The following is a 19,380-nucleotide window of genomic DNA, read 5'->3' as shown; positions in this document are numbered from 1 at the left end:
GCCATGCCCGATGCCGGATACCTCACAATCGGCAAGGTAGTCAAGCGGCTGCAGGGCCAATACCCGGACCTATCGATATCAAAGGTCAGGTACCTCGAGGACGAGGGGTTGCTCAACCCATCGCGCACGCCCTCGGGGTACCGCCTGTACTCGCAGAAGGACGTCCACAGGCTCGAGACCATCCTCTACCTGCAGAAGAACCGCTTCATGCCGCTCTCCGTCATTAAGCAGCAGCTTGATGGGGGAGAAGGGCGTGCGGACCTTGCCCAGACGCCGTATCCCAACATCGGGGAGGATGACGAGGAGGTCCGCCAGAAGTTCCACCCCATCGACCGCATGCCCGAGCTCCTGGGCGTGCCCGTGAGCTTCGTGCGCCAGCTCTCCGAGGCCGGCGTGATCCGGCTGCGCGAGTCGCCGCACGGCCGCTCGCTCGTGGACGGCAAGGACTTCCAGCTCATCAGGACCTGCGGAGAGCTTCGGCACTTTGGCATCGGCCCGAAGAACCTCCGCCAGTACGTCACGGCAGCTAACCGCGAGAGCGCCATGTTCGAGCAGGCGCTCGTCGTGTTCGCCAAGAAGGGCGGCGGGGTCGAGATGGAGCGCACGGAGGAGAACCGCCAGCAGTTTGGCCAGGCCCTCTCCGAGATGCTCGCGCTCACGGGGCAGGTACGCGATACCCTCATCCGCAGGCAGATCTCGAAGACCTTCAGCGAGATGGAAGAGTAGAATTACGTACTTGGCAGTGCGAAACAAGTGAAAGGAACACCCGTGGCAGAGAGCGACTACGCAGGCCTGATCGTGGACATTCCCGACTACCCCGAGCCTGGCGTCATCTTCAAGGACATCACGCCCCTCATGGCGGACCCCAAGGGCTTCGCTGCGGCCATCGACGACCTCGCGGACCATTTCAAGGGCGAAGGCATCACCAAGGTCGTGGGTGCGGAGGCGCGCGGCTTCCTCGTGGGCGCTCCCGTCGCGTATCGCCTGGGCGCCGGCTTCGTCCCCGCGCGCAAGCCGGGCAAGCTGCCCCGCGAGGTCTACTCGCAGACGTATTCCCTCGAGTACGGCACGGACGAGCTCCAGATCCACAAGGACGCGCTCTCCGCGGACGACAAGGTGCTTATCATCGACGACCTCGTTGCCACCGGCGGCACCGCCGTCGCCACGGCCAAGCTCGTTGAGCAGACCGGTGCGGAGGTCAAGGGCTTCGGCTTCATCCTCGAGCTCTGCTGCCTCGACCCGCGCAAGGAGATCGGCGCTGCCTACGACCAGGACGTCTTCACGCTCATCAAGGTAAGGTAGTCGTAGGGCATCGTGACAACAGGCAAGTAGCTTGATCGGGCACCTGTCGGCTTCCGCTGGCAGGTGCCTCTCATTGGACGCGGAATGGACTGACGCATGGCAAGACGCAAGGACATCGTGAGCAGGCACTTCTCGCGGCGCTTCCAGGTATACATGATCGGCGAGGGCCTCTTCGTGGGCGTTGCGGCAGGCGCGGTCGTCTCGCTCTACCGCCTGGCGCTCTCGCACGCCGAGACCCTCCTGCGCGCCATCGCGGCCGCAATCCAGTCCAACTGGGCGTTCCTGCCCCTGTGGTTCGCGTTTCTCGTCGTTATCTGCGGCGTCGTTTGCCGTCTCATGGTATGGGAGCCCTACACGCAGGGTTCCGGCATCCCGCAGATCGACGCCGAGGTGATCGGCCGCCTCGACATGCCGTGGTGGCGCGTGCTTTCCGCCAAGTTCGTCGAGGGCACGCTCTGCGCGTTGGGTGGCCTCTCACTCGGGCGAGAAGGACCAAGCGTCCAGCTCGGCGGCATGGCCGGCAAGGCGGTCTCGAAGCTGATGGGGCGCGAAAGGGGAGAGGAACGCCTACTCACGACCTGTGGAGCGGCGGCCGGCATGTCCGCGGCGTTCAACGCGCCGCTCACGGGCGTACTCTTCGCAATCGAGGAGATCCACAAGGAGTTCAACGCCCCGCTCATCGTTTCCGTCATGGCAGCTGCCATCAGCTCCGATTTCGTGGTGTCCCAGGTTCTGGGCGTGAGGCCCGTGCTGCAGTTCGTGTTCGCGGCAGACCTGCCTCACCACAGCTACGCGTTCGTCATCGCGCTCGGCATCTTCTGCGGCATCGCCGGTGCCGCGCACAACCGCGGCATGTTCTGGATGACGGAGAAGTTCGACAAGATCAGCCGACACGCGCCGTACACACGACTCATCATCCCGTTCCTCACCTCAGGTGTCCTCATCTTCCTGGCGCCAGACCTCGCCTGCGGCGGTGACGCGATCGTGGAGCGCCTCGCGCAGCAGCAGTCGCTCGCCATCGGGACGATAGCGCTTCTCCTCTTGGGAAAGTACCTCTTCACGACGCTCTGCTTTGGCTCCGGAGCCCCTGGTGGCACGCTGTTCCCGCTTTGCGTCATGGGAGCGCTCCTCGGCTGCCTGTTCGGCAGGCTTGCCGTCAGCTATCTGGGACTCCCTTCCGTCTTCGTCACGAACTTCATCGTCCTGGGCATTGGGGGTCTGTTTGCCTCGGTCGTGAGGGCCCCCGTCACGGCGGTCGTGCTCGCGTTCGAGCTCACGGGCAGCATGGACGCGCTGCTGTCCGTCTCAATCGTGTCCATCCTTTCCTACGTGACCGCAAACCTTCTGCAAGTCGACGCGTTCTACGAGCATCTTCTGGGTCGCCTTCTGGGCAACATGGGCCACAAGGACTCGGACCGCCTGAACGGTAACGGCGAGAAGTGCCTGCAGAACTTCGTCGTGGGCGCCGGGTCGGAGTGCGAGGGTAAGCTCATCCGCGACATCGCGTGGCCCAAGTCCGTGCGCGTGGTCCTGATAGACCGCGCCGGCGAGGAGGTCGTTCCCACGGGAAGCGTCAAGCTCCAGGCACTCGACAACCTGCTGCTGATTCTGGACGCCAACAGGCAGGACGAGGTGCGCGAGCAGCTGTGGCAGATGTTCGGAAGCTCGCTTACGTCCAACTGGAGACCGAAGTCGTCGCGCCTGCGCCACCAGATTCGCAAGCTTCGGGCGGAACACGACTCGAGGTAGGGGAAGCTGGACGGCCTTGGGCATCGATGTCTCGTATGGGAGAAACACTCTTACTTTACATAAGATATATTATCACGGTTTTAAGTCAACTTTGACCGTACGCCTGTCTTACTAGTTCATGGACCGTGCTGCGACTACCGGATCCTCTCTCTCGGCTGATACGGCTATTGCCAGAACCACACCTAATCGAAAATGGCACCTGAGTCTTCCGCGTGCTCCCACGTTGGTCCGTCAGTCGCAGCCTAGCGCCCAGCAAGTATCACGACAACGCCTTCCCATACGCAGGAGTCATCACATCATCCGGACATGTTGCACGTCCCAATACTATCAACGCACCCGATGGCACATGAAGGTACGCGGCCGGACGTGCTTGGTGATTGCCAATCCGTAATTGCAGTTCGTCCGCAACGTAACCCTCCGCAGTCACTACCATTTACGCCCCTGCGCTACGTAGGGAGCGTGGCCAGTCAAGCTCCATGCCCGACAAGCTTCATGCCCGACAGGTTGCAGGAGCCACCGCAACCCTCAACCATGTCTTCTAGAGAGCTGAAAGGTAGCCTGAACGTTACATAATATACTTGAGAGTTTTCCAGAACTCTCAAGTTACAAGTCAACAAGCAGCAAAAACGCCGCCCTTGATACAAGGGCGGCGTAACAGTACGCGTATTTCAACAAACTAGCCCTCAACCGGCTGCCCAAGGAATCCCGCGACGCTTGTGGCTGCAATGGCGCCGTCAGAGGCCGCCGTGACAATCTGCCTGAGTGCCTTCTGACGTATGTCGCCGGCCGCATAGAGTCCTGGCGTGGCGGTTGCCATGTGGTCATCCGTTATGACGTAGCCGCTCGAATCCCTTTCGACGAGGTCGCGCACGAGCTCGCTAGCGGGAACGCGTCCCACAAACACGAAGACCCCAAACGAGCCCTTATCGAAGTCCTGCGTAGTCTTCTCACCCGTAACGGTGTCCTCAAACGTGATCGACTCAAGGAGGCCGTCTCCAGAGACGGAAACCACTTTCGAGTTGAACATGACGTCTATCTTGTCGCTCTTCTCGACCTGGCTTTGCACGGCCGCCTGAGCCCTCATGTGGTCCTTGCGCACGACCATGGTTACCTTATCCGCAAACTTGGTGAGGAAGAGCGCCTCCTCTGCCGCGGAGTTGCCCCCTCCGACAACGAAGATCCGCTTGCCGCGATAGAACATGCCGTCGCATGTGGCGCAGTAGGACACTCCCCTTCCGCCAAACTCCTTCTCGCCGGCAAATCCCGCATGCCGCGGCGTAGCACCACCAGACACGATCACTGCCTTGGCAACGTACTCGTGCTCCGAGGTCGTGACGACAAAGACGTCCCCGTTCTTCTCGACGCTTCTGACAACTTCCATCTGAATGGTTCCGCCAAGGTCTTTGACCTGGGTCTGCATTGCCTCGACGAGACTGTAGCCATCGGTGTGAGGAACGCCTGGATAGTTGTCGACTTCGCTCGTGAGGATTACCTGTCCTCCAACCGCCTCCTGCTCCAGGACGACGTTGTCGAGAAGAGCTCTCTGAGCGTAGATGGCGGCAGATAGACCGGCTGGCCCTCCGCCGATAATGACAAGGTCCTTCTTGATCTGATCCATGTCGGGTCCCTTCTTCGGAGTCTGTTCTAGTAGCATTATACCCGACTATTTTAAATAGCGCACAATATAATCGGCCACATACAAAATGCATGCGGCCGATTACGGACTTGGAAGCTTTTCTCGTCTTCCTACTTCTGGCTATCCACAGCCTCGTTCTTTGGCTTTGCGGGCGGAAGAATCAGGTTCATGATGATTCCCACGAGCGTGGACGTGGCCATTCCGGGAAGGGTGTAGGACCCAATGGGAATGGAGATGCCGGAGGTCTCCATGCCGACGCCAAGGATGATGACGACGGACGCAATCATGAGGTTACGGTTCTCGTCGAAGTCGACATGATTGGTCACAAGCATCCTAAGGCCGTTCGACGCGATGAGGCCGAACAGGAGGAGGCTCACGCCGCCCATGACGGGGACGGGGATTGAGTTGATGAACGCAGCGAGCTTGGGGCAGAAGCCGCCTACCAGCAGCGCAAAGCCAGCCGCATACCAAAAGACCTGCGTAGAGTAGACGCGGGTGACGCTCATGACGCCGATGTTCTCGGCATACGTCGTGGTGGGAGGACCTCCAAGGAAGCCAGAGATGAGCGTGGACAGGCCGTCGCCTGCAAGTGAGCGAGGAAGCATCTCTCGGTAGTCCTTGCCAACGATTTCACCAACCGCGAGGAGGTGTCCGATGTGCTCGATAACTACCACGATAGCGACAGGGGCGATGAGGGCCACGGCACCCGGATCGAAGTGCGGCGCCTGAATGGGCGGAAGGCCGATCCAGGGGGCGGAGACGACCTTCGAGAAGTCAACGAGCCCGAAGAAGCTGGAAACGATGTAGCCGACGATGATGGCAAGGAGGATCGGCAGCGTTCCGATGAGGCCTCCCATGCTGGAGAAGACCACCGCCGCGACAAGCGTGATTGCAGCGACTATCGCACCGCTTGCCACAAACGAATCCGTTGACGAGTTAAGTGCCATCTTCGCTGCGGTCGCAGAAAGGCCGACTCCAATGACGACCATGACCGAGGCGACAAGTACGGGCGGAAGGAGCCTGTCGAGCCACCCGGTACCGACGAGCTTGATGATCCCTGCGGTAGCAAGGAACACGAGGCCGGCAACCACGACGCCCGAGAGTGCCGTGTGTATGCTTCCCGTCGCCGCGGTCGCCGCGAGGATAGGGCTGATGAAGGCAAACGAGCTGCCAAGGTAGCTTGGAATCTTGTTGCGCGTGACGAGCAGGTAGCAGATCGTTCCGATACCGGAGCACATGATGGCGACGTTCGGGTTGAGACCCGTGAGGACGGGCACCAAGACGGTGGAACCGAACATGCTCATCATATGCTGGATGCCAAGAGGTATGGCACGTCCAACAGACACGCGGTCGTCGACGCCTATGATTTCTCTTTCGTGGTGAGCCATGCGCTCCCCTTTCTTTACTTGCAAAAAAGGGCCCGGCGGTGCCGGGCCCTCGTGAGCCGAGACTAGGACATCAGGAAATAGATGATGAACGCCACGATGGCGACCCACATCAACGGCTTGATCTCCTTGGCCTTGCCAGTGACGATGGCGGTGAGGCCATAGGCGATGAAGCCAAGGCCGATGCCGGAGGAGATTGAGTAGGTCATTGCGATTCCAGCGGTAGTGAGGAATGCGGGGAAGCCCTGCAGGAGGTCGGTCCAGTCGATCTCGTGGACCTCAGTCATCATGAGGAAACCAACGTAGACAAGTGCGCCGCAGGTTGCAGCGGAGCTGACGACGGAAATCAGGGGCGCGAAGAAAGCGGCGAGGATGAACAGGACACCAGTGGTGACGGAGGTGAGGCCAGTGCGGCCACCGTCAGCGGCGCCAGAGGCGGACTCGACGAAGGTGGTGATGGAGGACACACCCATTGCGCCACCCACGGCAGCCGCCGCAGAGTCGACGATGAGGATCTCCTTGATGTTCTCGACGTTGCCGTCCTCGGTGAGGAACTCGCCGTTCTTAGCAACGGCCATTGCAGTTCCCATGGTGTCGAAGAAGTCAGACATCATGAGCGAGAACGCAAAAACAAGGGCCGTCGGGTTCGCAAATACCTTGATCAGCCCCATGGTTCCGTTCTTGTCAGACATGAAAGGAGCGCCGACCGTAGAGAAGTCCAGTGCGTCTACGATGCCCTTGGGAGCGGCAGTCACACCAAGGGGGATTCCTACGAGAACGGCAACGATGATGCCGAAGAGGATTCCACCATTAACGTTAAGAGCAGCAAAGATGAGCGTTGCGACGATGGATACAATGCCAACAATGAACGCGGGGTCGTATACGTTGCCGAGGGTAACGACGGTACCCTTTCCAGCAACGACGATGCCGGCGTTCACGAGGCCGATCATTGCGATGAAAAGACCGAGGCCAACGGAGATTGCGTGTCGAAGGCTGACAGGAATCGCGTCCATGATCTTCTCGCGAAGCCCACAAAGGACGAGGATGAGGATGGCCATGCCCTCGACGAAGACGATGCCCATGGCCTCATGCCAATCGCCACCGCACATTCCAGGGGTGACTGCGGCAATCATCGCGTTGACGCCAAGGCCAGAGGCGCAGGCGAGCGGACGATTTGCGGCGAGACCCATGATGATGGTCATGATGCCGGCGCCAACGCAGGTGGCAGTGACCAGCGCACTGGTCAGAGGCTTACCGTCAGCGCCCAGTACGGCGCCGCTTAGCACTGCGGGGTTTACCGCAATGATGTAGGCCATGGCGAGGAACGTCGTGAGACCAGCGCGTAGCTCATCGCTGATCGACGAACCCCTTTCCCCAATATGAAAGAACTTGTCCATGGAACTCCCCCTCTTGGTACAGACAAACAGATACTCAGGTCGAAAGACCTATCCAAAAGGCGTCTAAACGCCACTTGAACCGAAACCGCCAGATCCCCTGTCAGTCTCGTCCAGTTCTTTAACCTCGACGAGACTGACAACGGGCACCTCTTGTATCACGAGCTGGGCAATTCTATCGCCCCTCTTGATGCGGATAGGATTGTGCGGATCAAGGTTGATGGCCACAACCTTCAGCTCACCACGATAGTGTGAATCGATGAGTCCGGGAGTATTGGGGAAAGAGAGGCCCTGCCTTAGTGCAAGCCCACTGCGCGGCTGCACAAACCCCGCGTATCCCTCCGGAATTGCGATGGCAAGACCCGTGGGGATTAACCTTCGCTCAAAGGGTTCGATAACCAGGTCCGCATTCGACCTCAGATCAAGACCTGCATCCCCCGGATATGCGTATCTGGGCAGCTCGACATCATTGTCAAGCCTCTGTATGTTCAGATTGATTTGCCTGCTATTCATCCGCAAGACTCCTAAGCTCCTCGTTGAACTCGTCAACGTCTTTGAAGTCCCTGTACACAGATGCAAATCTGACGTAGGCCACCTTGTCAATTACAACGAGCCTCTGCAGGACGAGCTTACCAATCTCCTGCGATTCAACCTCAGTCATACCATGGTCTCTGAGGTATGACTCGATATCGTCGATCAGTGCATTGAGACGTTCCAAAGGCACGTCGCGTTTGACCGTCGCAGCGACGAGGCCTCGCATGATCTTTTGTCTATCGAAGGTTTCTTTGGAACCATCCTTTTTTATGACAAGAAGCGGCATTTCTTCCCGTCGCTCATAGGTAGTGAAACGAGTGCCACACTTCACGCACTCACGCCTACGTCTAATCGCGTCATTACTTTCAGAAGGCCTAGAGTCAACGACTTTTGACTCGGTGCAGCCACATTTGGGACAGCGCAAAATACCTCCCTTACAGTTTTACAGTAGGAAGATTAACACAATTCCCACAATCAAAACCGCTCAGGAGGAAATTGAATCATTTCACGAAATATTAGTAGTAAAAGAGAGAAACTTACGCTTGATAGTTTGGCAAAACAATCTCAGTGCCGGGTACCAGTCCGTTAACGCCGACATCATTCTTGCTCTGAATCCAGTCTGCAATCTCTTTAGTCGATACGCCCTTAACTTTGCACATCTCTGCATATGACCATATAGACGATCCCTGCTTTGCAGCCACCTTGCTGACCTTAACGTCTTCGAAAGCATGGGAAATTCTCGAGGCTTCCGCCACTTGAATGCCGAAGCTTCCAATTACCACGCTCGCAACTATTGCAAGAGCGAGAACCGCGATTGACACCGGCCCGATCCGGTCGCCTCTCTCGCCTTCTTGTCCGTTGCGAACCCTGCCTTGATTTCGGCTGCTTACACAAGCGGGCTTCGTAACGTTGCCGGAAATAACTACAAAGGTATGGCTTTGCGGGCTAAGTGCGAGCGATCCGTCGGTGGTAAAGCTATAGCTCGTGTACTTGCGCTGAGTTGCGTTGCTCATATTGTCTTCTCTCTCGAAGTTGTTGCCACCTGTTTTAATCGAGGCGGTGGACATCAATTCGACTCCGAACATAGGTACGATATTAAGGAGAACATATGTTTGTGTCAATGCAAATCAGAACATCTGTTTGAATTCATTTGGCAAATGAAATATCATTGCATCAGTCGAAGGAGGAGAACATGTCTAAGGACCGACTCAGCAAGCGTCAGCTAGATATCTACAACTTCATCTGCAAATACACTGACGAGCACGGTTTCCCACCCTCGGTGCGTGAAATCGGGAAGGCAGTCGGCCTTGCGTCCCCGTCGACCGTGCACATGCACCTCAAGGTTCTCCAGGAGCGTGGCTACATTAAGCGCGACTCAAAGAAGCCTCGTACGATTGAGGTTGTTGACGGGGAAGGACGTCGTTCCAACTCCGCCATCGGCACTAAGGGAGTTGCGGAGATTAGACAGGATTTGGATTCGAACTCCATCAGTTTGCCCCTGGTTGGTCGGGTTGCCGCGGGCATACCTATACTTGCCGAGCAAAACGTCGAAGAGACACTCACCCTTCCGACAAGCATTGTTGGCGATGCAAGCTCATTCGTTCTCAGGGTGCATGGTCACTCGATGATTAACGCCGGAATCCTCGACGGCGACTACATCGTTGTGAAGGAGCAACACGATGCTCATGACGGTGAGATTGTCGTGGCACTGATTAATGATTCTGCAACGGTCAAGACGTTTTACCGCGAGAAGGACCGCATTCGACTTCAGCCCGAGAATGACTCGATGGAGCCAATCTATGTTCAAAATCCCATAATTCTCGGCAGGGTGACAGGTCTCTTCAGGTCCATCTCGTAAGGATCTTATGCTTTGCAAAGACGCCACAGAGAGTGCCGTTCTTGATCGAGTCCATGCGTTTGATTTGATACGTGGGTTTTCGGTCATATCGATGGTTCTGTTCCACTATTGCTATGACCTTAGGTTTCTCGCGGGTGTCCACCTGGACTTCTTCGCTCCGCCCTTCGTAGATATATGGAGGGCAAGCATTTCATGGACGTTTGTCTTTGTTGCCGGCTCCATGTACTCCTACTCGCATGACAACCTACGACGAGCGGGCAAATACCTATTCGTAGCTCTCCTCATATTTGTCGCGACATCAGTCGCGCGCGTGGACATTCCTATCAACTTTGGCATCATCTTCTGTATGGGGGCATGTACTCTTACGACTTATATCCTGGATAGACTGAGGATCCTACCCAAGGGAATATTCGGAGCCGTTGTTCTAGCGCTCCTATTTCTCTCTTCCCTCCACGTTCCTCAGGGGTACCTATCTCTCCTTGGTCAAAGAGTCTTTCTTCCGCGAGGGCTCTATGATTGCGGTTGGCTTTCTTGGGCCGGATTTCCAGGACCGTCCTTCTCTTCTGGTGATTACTATCCCCTTATCCCCTATGCGTTCCTCTATCTCTCCGCAAACTCCCTCACTACGCATGTGAAAAAGTCCGGGTTTCCAGTGTGGTTCTCGAAGCTAAAAGGCGCCCCACTTGAGTGCGTGGGACGCCATGCTCTTCCAATTTACCTGCTCCACCAGCCTGTCCTGCTGCTTCTCTCATTGCCCTTCATGGGTTGATTTACTGCGGCTTCGTGGTCTTCCCTACTCTTCCTCGACCTTATAAGGATTGAGCGTCTCATACATTCTTGCGGACGCTTTGACGGTAGCCAACAGGCCCTTCTGCTCGTATCTCTCGCTGATGACTTGGCATCTCTCGTGAACCATCTTCATGAGTAAGCCCTTCTCGTACGGTATCAAGGCCGTTATCGTCTTATCCCCGCGAGAGGCCTCTTGCGAAACGCGATAGAGCAAGCCCTTTATCCCCGTGCCCTCTTTTGCAGAGATGAACTCGGATTCGGGATTCGATGCAAGCAGGTGAGCCCTTTCATCTTCGTCAAGCAGGTCCATCTTGTTATATACGACAACCGATGGGATCTCGTCTGCGCCTATCTCCTTCAGAATCGAGTCTACGGCAGCGATTTCCTTGCCAGCATTCCTGTCATTGGAATCTACCACCTTAAGTATGAGGTCAGCCGCCGTGACTTCCGCCAAGGTCGACTTGAAGGATTCCACAAGCATGGTTGGAAGTTTCTGTATGAATCCCACCGTATCTGTAACGGTGATCCTCCTGCCCTCTTCAAGGTCCATGGCGCGTGTAGTAGGGTCCAAAGTTGCGAACAGCTCGTCCTGGACGTAGACTCCGGCGTTCGTGAGTCTGTTAAGAAGAGTTGACTTGCCGGCATTCGTATAGCCAACGAGGGCAACCCGGTAGACGCCAGAGTCCCATCTCGCCTTGCTTCGGACTCCGCGACGCGTTTCGAGCCTGTCAAGCTCTTTCCTTAGCCAGGAGATGCGCTTCCTCACAAGACGCCTGTCGACCTCGAGCTGGCTCTCGCCCTGTCCAAAGCGGCTTCCGATTCCTCCGCGGGTCTGTTCGCCCACAAGGTGGCTCCACATGCCCCTGAGGCGCGGGTAGACATACTGCAGCTGCGCAAGCTGAACCTGCAGCCTTCCCTCGTTCGTCTTCGCGTGTTCGCCGAAGATGTCGAGTATCAGCGCGGTCCTGTCAATCACCTTTACGTCGCGGCCGACGATACGCTCAAGGTTCGACTGCTGTGACGGAGTCAACTCGTCGTCGAAGATGACGACGTCCGCCTCCAGGTTCCTCGCAAGGCTTACGAGCTCCTCGGACTTGCCGCTTCCAATGAACGTCTTCGGTACGGGTGCGTCCAGCCTCTGTACCATCCGGTAGACTACTTCCGCGCCATCCGTCTGAGCCAGCCGCTCAAGCTCGTCCATGGACTCCTCGATCGACCATTCGGAATCGCCCATGTCGACGCCCACCAGAATCGCCCTCTCGGGGACCGGCGCGGTGTAAAGTGGCTTGAACCTTCCCACCTACTCATCTCCATCGCTCTTGAAGCCGTCAATCACAAACTCTGATGCCTCTTCGATCGTCATGGCATCCAAGTCGACCTCTCGCGCCCTGCCGTCGCGTCGTATCCATGACAGCTGCCTCTTCGCATAGCGCCGCGACCTGAGCTTTATCGTCTCCACGCACTCCTCGAGCCCGCAGTTTCCGTCCAGGTACTCGACTACTTCCTTGTACCCTATGGCCTGCGCTGCGGTAGTCGATTCCCGCAGGCCCTGGTCGAGAAGGGCTTTGACCTCTTCCACCAAGCCCGCTGCCATCATCGCGTCCACGCGGGCATCGATTCGTCTGTACAGCTCTTCTCTCCTACGAACCGTTGCGAAGATCGATGCGACGTAATGCGGGGCGTGTCTCTTGAGCCCCTCGTGCTCCTTTGCGTAGGACGTTCCCTCGTCCAGCAACTCGAGCGCACGCTCAACCCTGCGTACGTTGTTGGGGTGTATGAGTTCCGCGCTCCTAGCGTCACGGCTCCTGAGCATCTCCCACAGCGACGCGGCTCCCTGTCGACGAGCCAGTTCCTCGTACTTGCGCCTTGAGTCGCCGCCCTTCGTACCGCGCGGGAAGTCCATCTCGTCGATCACGGCGTCGAGGTAGAGGCCAGTGCCGCCGCACAGCACGGGTACCCTGCCGTTTTGGAGCAACCCGTCCACGCGGGCCCTCGCCTCCCGCTGGAACACCTGGGCGGAATAGTCAAACCTCACGTCCGCAACGTCCACCATGAGCAGCGGAACGCGCCTTGACTCCTTGGGCTCCTTCGCCGTGCCGATGTCCATGCCGCGATACACCTGCATGGAGTCCACCGACACGACCGACGTCCCAAGCCGCAGGGCCACCTCGTCCGCAAGGGAGCTCTTGCCCGAGGCGGTCGGCCCCACGATCGCTATCAGCCTAGGCCTGTCGTCGCTCATCGCGGCTCGCCGACCAGCTTACCCCGCAGGTACCACGTCTTCGCGACGTCTACCTCGACGTCGCACATCTTGCCGACGAAGTCCCCTGCCACCTTGCCCTCGGGCAGGTCGAACAGGACGGTCTGGTTCTTCGGGCTGTGTCCCACGAGCACGGAGCTGTCGCGCTTCGAAGTCCCCTCCACAAGCGACGTGACCGTCGTGTGCAGGTCGACCTGGTTCGCATCGTGCGCTAGGTCCTCAACGAGCCTGGCAAGCCTGTCGAAGCGTTCCTGAATCACCTCGCGCGGAGTGTCATCCTGGATCTTCGCAGCAGGCGTGCCCGGACGCTTGGAATAGATGAACGTATACGCGGATGAGAAGCCCACCTCGCGGACAAGCGTGAGCGTCTGCTCGAAGTCCTCTTCCGTCTCCCCCGGGAACCCGACGATGATGTCGGTGGTAAGCGCGATGCCCGGAACGGCAGCCTTGATCCTCTTCGCAAGGTCGATGTACTGCTCTCGCGTGTAGCTACGGTTCATGGCCTTCAGCACTCGCGACGAGCCGCTCTGGACTGCAAGGTGCAGGTGCGGCATCACGTTGGGCACCTCCGCCATGGCGGTGATGATCTCGGGCGAGAGGTCCTTCGGGTTCGATGACGTAAACCTTATGCGCTCGACACCCGTCTCTCCCACCGCGCGAAGCAGTTCCGCAAAGCGAAGCTCGCCATATAGGTCCTTGCCGTACGAGTTGACGTTCTGGCCGAGCAGCGTCACCTCGCGCACGCCGTCGTCCACCAGGCGGCGGCACTCGTCCACGATGCGCTCGAAGACACGGCTCTTCTCGCGTCCGCGAACGTACGGCACGATGCAGTACGTGCAGAAGTTGTTGCAACCGGTCATGATGGGAACCCATGCGTGGAACTGCTGCTCGCGATGGCTCGGAAGCTCCGTTGAGAAGCCCCTGCCCTCCTCGACCGTGTCGACGAACACCTCTCCATCGTCGCCGTCCTCGAAGGCGTCCACCAGGAGCTGTGGCACGGACGCGAGCGCGCTCGTGCCGAACACGACGTCCACGTTGGGAATCTTCTTCTTGAGGGCCTCGCCATCGCGCTGCGCAATGCAGCCGCCTATGGCAACGACGCGCCTCCCGCAGGGCGGCTTTGGCAACCTCACCAGGTTCGACGCCTCGCCGTACAGGTGCGTGTCCGCCTTCTCGCGCACGGAGCACGTCATGAACACGACGATGTCCGCCTCGGAGACGTCGCTTACCTGGACGCAACCGCAGTCGTCCAGAAGACCCGCCACCCTTTCCGAGTCGTGAAGGTTCATCTGGCATCCGAACGTTCGGACGTGGTAGGTTTTCCCTACGAGCTGTGGAACGTAAGACAAGCTAGACCAACTCCGTTGTTTCGTGTGGCGACGACTCCGTGCGAGCCGCGGGAACCAGGCGATGGACATAGACCGCTATTCGAATTGCCGTCCTATTGTCGCCGTTGATTTCGATGTCGGCAAACGTGGGCGCACAGGAAATGTCCACGCCTGTGGGGATAAGGAAGCCACGCGCGATGGCTACGGCCTTTATGGCCTGGTTGACGGCTCCTGCTCCTACCGCCTGCATGTTCACCGGGACGCCGTCCTTCACCATGCCGGCGACAGCACCTGCTACGGATGCCGGGGACGACTTGCTGGAGACCTTGAGAAACTCCATCTCTGTAACTCCTGATTACGCTGCGAGCTGTTTCGTTTCTGGTATGGGTTATTGACGTACTGAAGGTACCATTTCCTGCTCAAACGTCAATCCCCGTGATTCTAATCCGATTCGTCTATGTCGAACGTCACGACGATCTTTCCGCGGGACACGCGAATTCGCGGCTCGTCCGAGAGGTTCAGGTAGTACTTGTCCGCAAGGATCCTGAAGTCCCTCTCGACCGCGCGCGAGAATTCCTCCGCGTCCCCCTTCGATATCTTCAGGCCGCGCCTGTCCTTCATGAGGTCGATCGCGCGTTCGATCGACTTGTCGCTCTTGTGCGTGAGCCGCTTCAACACGCTCCGCTGCGGATGTATCTGGCCCGCTATGATGCGGTGCGCGGTCCTCTCGCTCATATCGAGCCCAAGGCTCGCCGAGACCCTCATGAGCTCGGAGGCGTCCGCGGCGGCATGCATCCTCTCCAACACGGGCAGCTCGCCCAGGTCGTCGATGAACAGTAGAGAAGAGCCTTCGACCGTAGGCTTGACGCGCTTTCGGGCCGTCGCCACCATCTCGGCGGGCGACCCGAAGTACACGTTGCATCTCCCCCGCTCCTCGAGCGCGAACTCGCAGCACGTTCTCACGATGTTGTGCGGACCCGTGGCGACGACCTGATTGCCCTCCTCGTCCGTACCGAGCGTCGGCCAGGTAGACTGGTCCTTTCGCTCCGCAAGGGTCCCTGCGTCGGTGACGATCCTGATGGCGCTGCCAAGTCCCGGTGCCGATGACATCACCCGTGCGGATTCGGCGTTCTCCCTGACGGAATAGAGCGCCATACCCCTGCCGTGAATTCCCCACCGGTCCATGTGGACTGACTCGAGCTTCGAGGTCACACGTGCCTCGAAGATCCTGTCCTGCATCTCCTCCGGGATGCCGCATCCGTCATCGAGGACGGTGAGGTAGCGCTTCTCGCCCTCGCGCGTCGTCGCGACGAAGATGTTCTCGGCACCGGCATCGCGCGAGTTTCGAAGCATCTCTATCACGACGTCCTCGATGCAGCGGATGTCGTGCTTTGCCTGACGCCTTTCGGCCTCGGCAACCCGGAGACGGACGAATCCGTCTCCGTAGTTCTCCTCTACCCTCAGCGACCTCTCGCCGCCCATGGAGGCGACGAAGTCCACGAGGCTTGACGCAGAATCGGACATCGCAGCTACTTTGCGATGTCGACCGCGCGAGACTCGCGAATCACGACGACGCGCACCTGACCGGGATACTCCATCTCGTCCTCGATCTGCTTCGCGATGTCGTGGGCGAGCACCGTGGCCTCGGCGTCGGAGATCTTCTCGGGCTCAACCATGACGTGGAGCTCGCGACCGGCCTGCATGGCGTAGGTGCGCTCGACGCCTTCATGGGCGTTCGAGATCTCCTCGAGCTTTTCGAGCCTCTTAATGTAGTTCTCGGCGGACTCGCGACGAGCACCAGGTCGTGCGGCCGAGATGGCGTCGGCGGCCTGGACGAGGGCGTCGAGGACGGTGTCGGGCTCGATGTCGGCATGGTGCGCCTCGATCGCGTGCACGATCTCGGGCTTCTCACCATAGCGACGGCAGAGGTCGGCACCAATCACCGCGTGCGGGCCCTCGACCTCGTGGTCGATTGCCTTTCCGAGGTCGTGGAGGAGCCCCGCCCTCTTGGCGGGAGTGGGATCGAGGCCAAGCTCGGACGCCATGATTCCGCAGAGCTCGCTCACCTGAATCGAGTGCTGCAGCACGTTCTGCCCGAACGACGTCCGGTAACGCAGCGCGCCAAGCGTCTTCACGAGCTCCGGGTGCAGGTCGTGGATGCCGGCGTCGAACGCAGCCTGCTCGCCAGCCTCCTGGACGCGTTCGCTCACGAGCTTCTCGGCCTTCTTGTACATCTCCTCGATGCGCGCGGGATGAATCCTGCCGTCCGCGATGAGGTTCTCGAGCGCCACGCGCGCCGTCTCGCGGCGGACGGGGTTGAAGCTCGAGAGAACGACGGTCTCGGGCGTGTCGTCGATTACAAGGGATACGCCCGTTACCTGCTCGAAGGTTCGGATGTTCCTTCCCTCTCGACCGATGATACGACCCTTGAGGTCGTCGGAGGGAATGTGCACGGAGGTGACGGTGATCTCGCCGGCCTGGTCGGCGGCGCAGCGCTGAATGGCCGTGGAGACGATTTCTCGTGCGGTCTTGTCAGCCTGCGCGCGAACCCGCTGCTCCGACTCGCGCAGGATCTGGGCCTCGTCGCGGACGGCCTCGGAACGCACCCTGTCCAGCAGCTCCTGGTGCGCATCCTCTCTCGTGAGGTCGGCGATGCGCTCGAGCTCCGAGGTCTGCTTGTGGAAGAGCTGGTCCACCTCGCTCTTGCGCTTGTCTAGCTGCCCCTGGAGACTCGAGAGCTGGTGCTCCTTGCGGTCGAGCGCGTCATTCCTGCGGTCGAGAGACTCCTCGCGCTGCATGATCCTGTTCTCTAGCTTCTGGATCTCCTGCTTGCGCTTCTTTTCGTCAGACTCGGACTTCTGCTTCAGCTGCAGAATCTGCTCGCGCGCCTCTACGAGCGCGGCCTTCTTCGCGGTCTCCGCGTCGTGCTTCGCGTCGCTTGCGATGCGCTCCGCCTGTTCCCTCGCGTCCTCGACGGCCTTGTTGGCCTCCTGGACCTTCGAGTTGTTACCACTCGTGACCACGAAATAGGTGACGAGCGCGCCTACGACGAGGCAGACAATTCCAATTACGATTTCCATGTCTGGGCTCCTTGATGTATGAACGTGCATAGTGGTTCAGGAGACTGCCATTCTTGGCAGAACCCGCCATCAGAGGAAAATCCCGGCCCTGGAAAGCCTATGTCAGCAGAACAGATATCAACTAATGAACGTCAGCTGCCATAACAGCAGACGAGAAAATACTCAAACGGCACATTTATCGTAAGTTTATTCGGGCAGACTGTCAATCTGGCCTTCCGCTTACATGAGGCGTCGTACTTCTGGCAACATAATTACTGCAAACGCAGTCTCACTCTGCATCGTCACAAATCTTGTGGGCCACGCCATATGCAACCGCCCCCGAGAAACCTCTCCCCATCACGAAGCGAACCACCTTGGAGAACCTGTTCCGCTCCGAGAACGTCTTCCTGGATGCGATCTGCAAGGCGCGCTCGAACTCGTTGACCTCGTCGAAGTACTCGAATGGCCAGCCGTCGAGGCATCCTGCGTCGACGCCCCTCGCCCTCAGCGCGGCAGACACCTTTCGCTCGCCCCACCCTGACGACACCTTTGAGCGTATGAAGGCGTCGGCGTATCTCGCGTCATCAAGCAACCCCACGTCGCTCGCGCGCCTGAGGTACTCGTCGACGACTGGACCATAGAACCCGTCCTCCAGAAGCTTCGCCCTCATCTCGGCGGTCGAGTAGTCCCTTCTGTTAAGCAACGACTCCGCCCGCTCGGAGCAGCACTTCCTCTCCAGGTCCCGTTCCAGCTCCATGACGGAACGCGCACTATCGGCCGCCCAGGGCCTCTCGTCGGCAATCCCCTTCAGACGCTTCGCAACCACGACGGGAATCGACAGCCTTCGCTCCGACCCCTCCTCCGAAAGGACGAGCTCGGCGCGCGCCTTTCGCGCGCCGAGCCGAGCCTCGCCCCTTTTCGGGAGGTTGAGCTCCCATGACTCCATGCCTAAGCTTCCTTGCCCTCGCCATCGGCCGGCTTGGAGACCGGCTCACCGACCCTTTCGTCGCCGAGCGCGAGACCGCAGGCGACGCGCACCTTCTGGTCGATCTCGTCCCTGAGGTCGGGGTTCTCCGCGAGGAACTCCTTTGCCGCCTCTCGCCCCTGTCCAAGGCGCTCCGTCTCGTACGTGAACCACGAGCCGCTCTTGTCCACGACGCCGTAGTCGACGGCCATGTCCAGGATCGAGCCCTCCTTGGAGATGCCCGTGCCGTACATTATGTCGAACTCCGCCTGCTTGAAGGGGGGAGCCACCTTGTTCTTGACGACCTTCACCCTGACGCGGTTGCCGATGACGTCGCCGTTCTTCTTGATGGAGTCGATCCTGCGAATGTCCATGCGCACCGACGAGAAGAACTTGAGGGCTCGGCCGCCGGGCGTGGTCTCGGGGTTGCCGAACATGACGCCGATCTTCTCGCGAAGCTGGTTGATGAAGATGCACGTGGTCTTGGACTTCGCAAGGGAGCCCGCGAGCTTTCGAAGCGCCTGGCTCATGAGACGCGCCTGCAGTCCCACCGTGGTATCGCCGATCTCCCCCTCGATCTCCGCACGCGGGACGAGTGCCGCAACGGAGTCAACGACGACGACGTCGATGGCGCCGGAGCGAACGAGCATGTCGCAAATCTCAAGCGCCTGCTCTCCCGTGTCCGGCTGGGAGATCAGCACCTCGTCGATGTCGACGCCGATCCTCGCCGCATATCCTGGGTCGAGGGCGTGTTCCGCGTCGATGAATGCGACCACGCCACCCATCGCCTGGGCCTCTGCCAGGATCTCGAGGGAGAGGGTCGTCTTTCCCGAGGACTCGGGACCGTAGATCTCTATGATTCTGCCGCGTGGAACACCACCTATGCCGAGTGCGGCGTCCAGCGCGAGCGAGCCAGTCGGAATGGCCTCGATCTCGAGGTCCGGGCCATCATCGCCGTACCTCATGATGGAGCCCTTGCCAAACTTCTTGATGATCTCGGACGTGGTCGCGTCGATCATCTTGTCTCGCTCTTCTCCGTACGTCTTCTCGTGCACCTCGCGCACGGAACCCTTGCTCTTGGCCATTGCCCTCCCCTTCTCTGCTACCAGTCGCAATCTTATA

At 59.1% G+C, this 19,380-nt stretch carries 19 protein-coding genes; 5 read left to right on the top strand and 14 right to left on the bottom strand.

From position 1 onward, the window contains the following. The first annotated feature begins 3 nt into the window (after positions 1–3). From HF885_RS03560 to HF885_RS03550, 3 genes are all read left to right on the top strand, one after another. Complete coding sequence (locus tag HF885_RS03560; protein WP_170103565.1) at positions 4–726, top strand: MerR family transcriptional regulator; 723 nt, start codon at positions 4–6, stop codon at positions 724–726. 42 nt (positions 727–768) lie between these two features. Beyond that, on the top strand, positions 769–1,302 hold the full coding sequence (locus HF885_RS03555; RefSeq protein ID WP_170103564.1) for an adenine phosphoribosyltransferase: 534 nt from the start codon (positions 769–771) through the stop codon (positions 1,300–1,302). Positions 1,303–1,398: 96 nt separating this feature from the next. Then, positions 1,399–3,051: a ClC family H(+)/Cl(-) exchange transporter gene (locus HF885_RS03550; RefSeq protein WP_170103563.1), complete on the top strand. Its 1,653-nt coding sequence runs from the start codon at positions 1,399–1,401 to the stop codon at positions 3,049–3,051. 676 nt (positions 3,052–3,727) lie between these two features. On the opposite strand, the gene trxB is transcribed toward HF885_RS03550, so the two are convergent. The 6 genes from trxB to HF885_RS03520 all read right to left on the bottom strand — a co-directional run bounded on the left by trxB (position 3,728) and on the right by HF885_RS03520 (position 9,013). Next, positions 3,728–4,669 carry a thioredoxin-disulfide reductase gene (trxB, locus tag HF885_RS03545; protein WP_170103562.1) on the bottom strand — a complete coding sequence of 314 codons (942 nt, stop codon included), beginning with the start codon at positions 4,667–4,669 and terminating at the stop codon, positions 3,728–3,730. A gap of 128 nt (positions 4,670–4,797) precedes the next feature. Next, positions 4,798–6,075 carry a uracil-xanthine permease family protein gene (locus tag HF885_RS03540; protein ID WP_170103561.1) on the bottom strand — a complete coding sequence of 426 codons (1,278 nt, stop codon included), beginning with the start codon at positions 6,073–6,075 and terminating at the stop codon, positions 4,798–4,800. A 62-nt stretch (positions 6,076–6,137) separates the two neighbouring features. After that, a complete protein-coding gene (locus HF885_RS03535; RefSeq protein ID WP_170103560.1) occupies positions 6,138–7,469 on the bottom strand; it encodes an NCS2 family permease in 1,332 nt (443 codons plus the stop codon). Between the two features lie 63 nt (positions 7,470–7,532). Beyond that, a complete protein-coding gene (dut, locus tag HF885_RS03530) occupies positions 7,533–7,979 on the bottom strand; it encodes a dUTP diphosphatase (protein ID WP_170103559.1) in 447 nt (148 codons plus the stop codon). After that, on the bottom strand, positions 7,972–8,424 hold the full coding sequence (nrdR, locus tag HF885_RS03525) for a transcriptional regulator NrdR (protein WP_170103558.1): 453 nt from the start codon (positions 8,422–8,424) through the stop codon (positions 7,972–7,974). The genes dut and nrdR overlap by 8 nt, the downstream gene beginning before the upstream one ends. Before the next feature lie 112 nt (positions 8,425–8,536). Beyond that, a complete protein-coding gene (locus HF885_RS03520; RefSeq protein ID WP_206109748.1) occupies positions 8,537–9,013 on the bottom strand; it encodes a hypothetical protein in 477 nt (158 codons plus the stop codon). 179 nt (positions 9,014–9,192) lie between these two features. On the opposite strand from HF885_RS03520, the gene lexA reads away from it, so the two are divergent. Beyond that, on the top strand, positions 9,193–9,858 hold the full coding sequence (lexA, locus tag HF885_RS03515; RefSeq protein ID WP_170103556.1) for a transcriptional repressor LexA: 666 nt from the start codon (positions 9,193–9,195) through the stop codon (positions 9,856–9,858). A gap of 7 nt (positions 9,859–9,865) precedes the next feature. Then, positions 9,866–10,627, top strand: a complete 762-nt coding sequence (locus HF885_RS10700; protein ID WP_170103555.1) for a heparan-alpha-glucosaminide N-acetyltransferase domain-containing protein — start codon at positions 9,866–9,868, stop codon at positions 10,625–10,627. A 24-nt stretch (positions 10,628–10,651) separates the two neighbouring features. On the opposite strand, the gene hflX is transcribed toward HF885_RS10700, so the two are convergent. From hflX to recA, 8 genes are all read right to left on the bottom strand, one after another. Next, positions 10,652–11,947 carry a GTPase HflX gene (gene hflX / locus HF885_RS03505; RefSeq protein WP_170103554.1) on the bottom strand — a complete coding sequence of 432 codons (1,296 nt, stop codon included), beginning with the start codon at positions 11,945–11,947 and terminating at the stop codon, positions 10,652–10,654. Beyond that, positions 11,948–12,889, bottom strand: coding sequence for a tRNA (adenosine(37)-N6)-dimethylallyltransferase MiaA (gene miaA / locus HF885_RS03500; protein ID WP_170103553.1), 942 nt, complete (start codon positions 12,887–12,889; stop codon positions 11,948–11,950). After that, the gene (miaB, locus tag HF885_RS03495; protein ID WP_235927273.1) at positions 12,886–14,196 is read right to left on the bottom strand and encodes a tRNA (N6-isopentenyl adenosine(37)-C2)-methylthiotransferase MiaB; all 1,311 of its coding nucleotides are present in this window, start codon (positions 14,194–14,196) and stop codon (positions 12,886–12,888) included. Before miaB ends, miaA begins: the two co-directional genes overlap by 4 nt. Before the next feature lie 61 nt (positions 14,197–14,257). Next, a complete protein-coding gene (locus HF885_RS03490; protein WP_170103551.1) occupies positions 14,258–14,575 on the bottom strand; it encodes a stage V sporulation protein S in 318 nt (105 codons plus the stop codon). A 101-nt stretch (positions 14,576–14,676) separates the two neighbouring features. Further along, positions 14,677–15,759 carry an ATP-binding protein gene (locus HF885_RS03485; protein ID WP_170103550.1) on the bottom strand — a complete coding sequence of 361 codons (1,083 nt, stop codon included), beginning with the start codon at positions 15,757–15,759 and terminating at the stop codon, positions 14,677–14,679. Between the two features lie 5 nt (positions 15,760–15,764). Further along, positions 15,765–17,315, bottom strand: a complete 1,551-nt coding sequence (gene rny / locus HF885_RS03480; protein ID WP_170103549.1) for a ribonuclease Y — start codon at positions 17,313–17,315, stop codon at positions 15,765–15,767. Positions 17,316–17,583: 268 nt separating this feature from the next. Further along, the gene (locus HF885_RS03475; RefSeq protein WP_170103548.1) at positions 17,584–18,240 is read right to left on the bottom strand and encodes a regulatory protein RecX; all 657 of its coding nucleotides are present in this window, start codon (positions 18,238–18,240) and stop codon (positions 17,584–17,586) included. A gap of 2 nt (positions 18,241–18,242) precedes the next feature. Then, a complete protein-coding gene (gene recA / locus HF885_RS03470) occupies positions 18,243–19,343 on the bottom strand; it encodes a recombinase RecA (RefSeq protein ID WP_170103547.1) in 1,101 nt (366 codons plus the stop codon). Between the last annotated feature and the right edge of the window lie 37 nt (positions 19,344–19,380).

Source organism: Parafannyhessea umbonata (assembly GCF_012844235.1).
Lineage (GTDB): Bacteria > Actinomycetota > Coriobacteriia > Coriobacteriales > Atopobiaceae > Parafannyhessea.
This window is presented reverse-complemented; position numbering and strand designations above follow the sequence as displayed.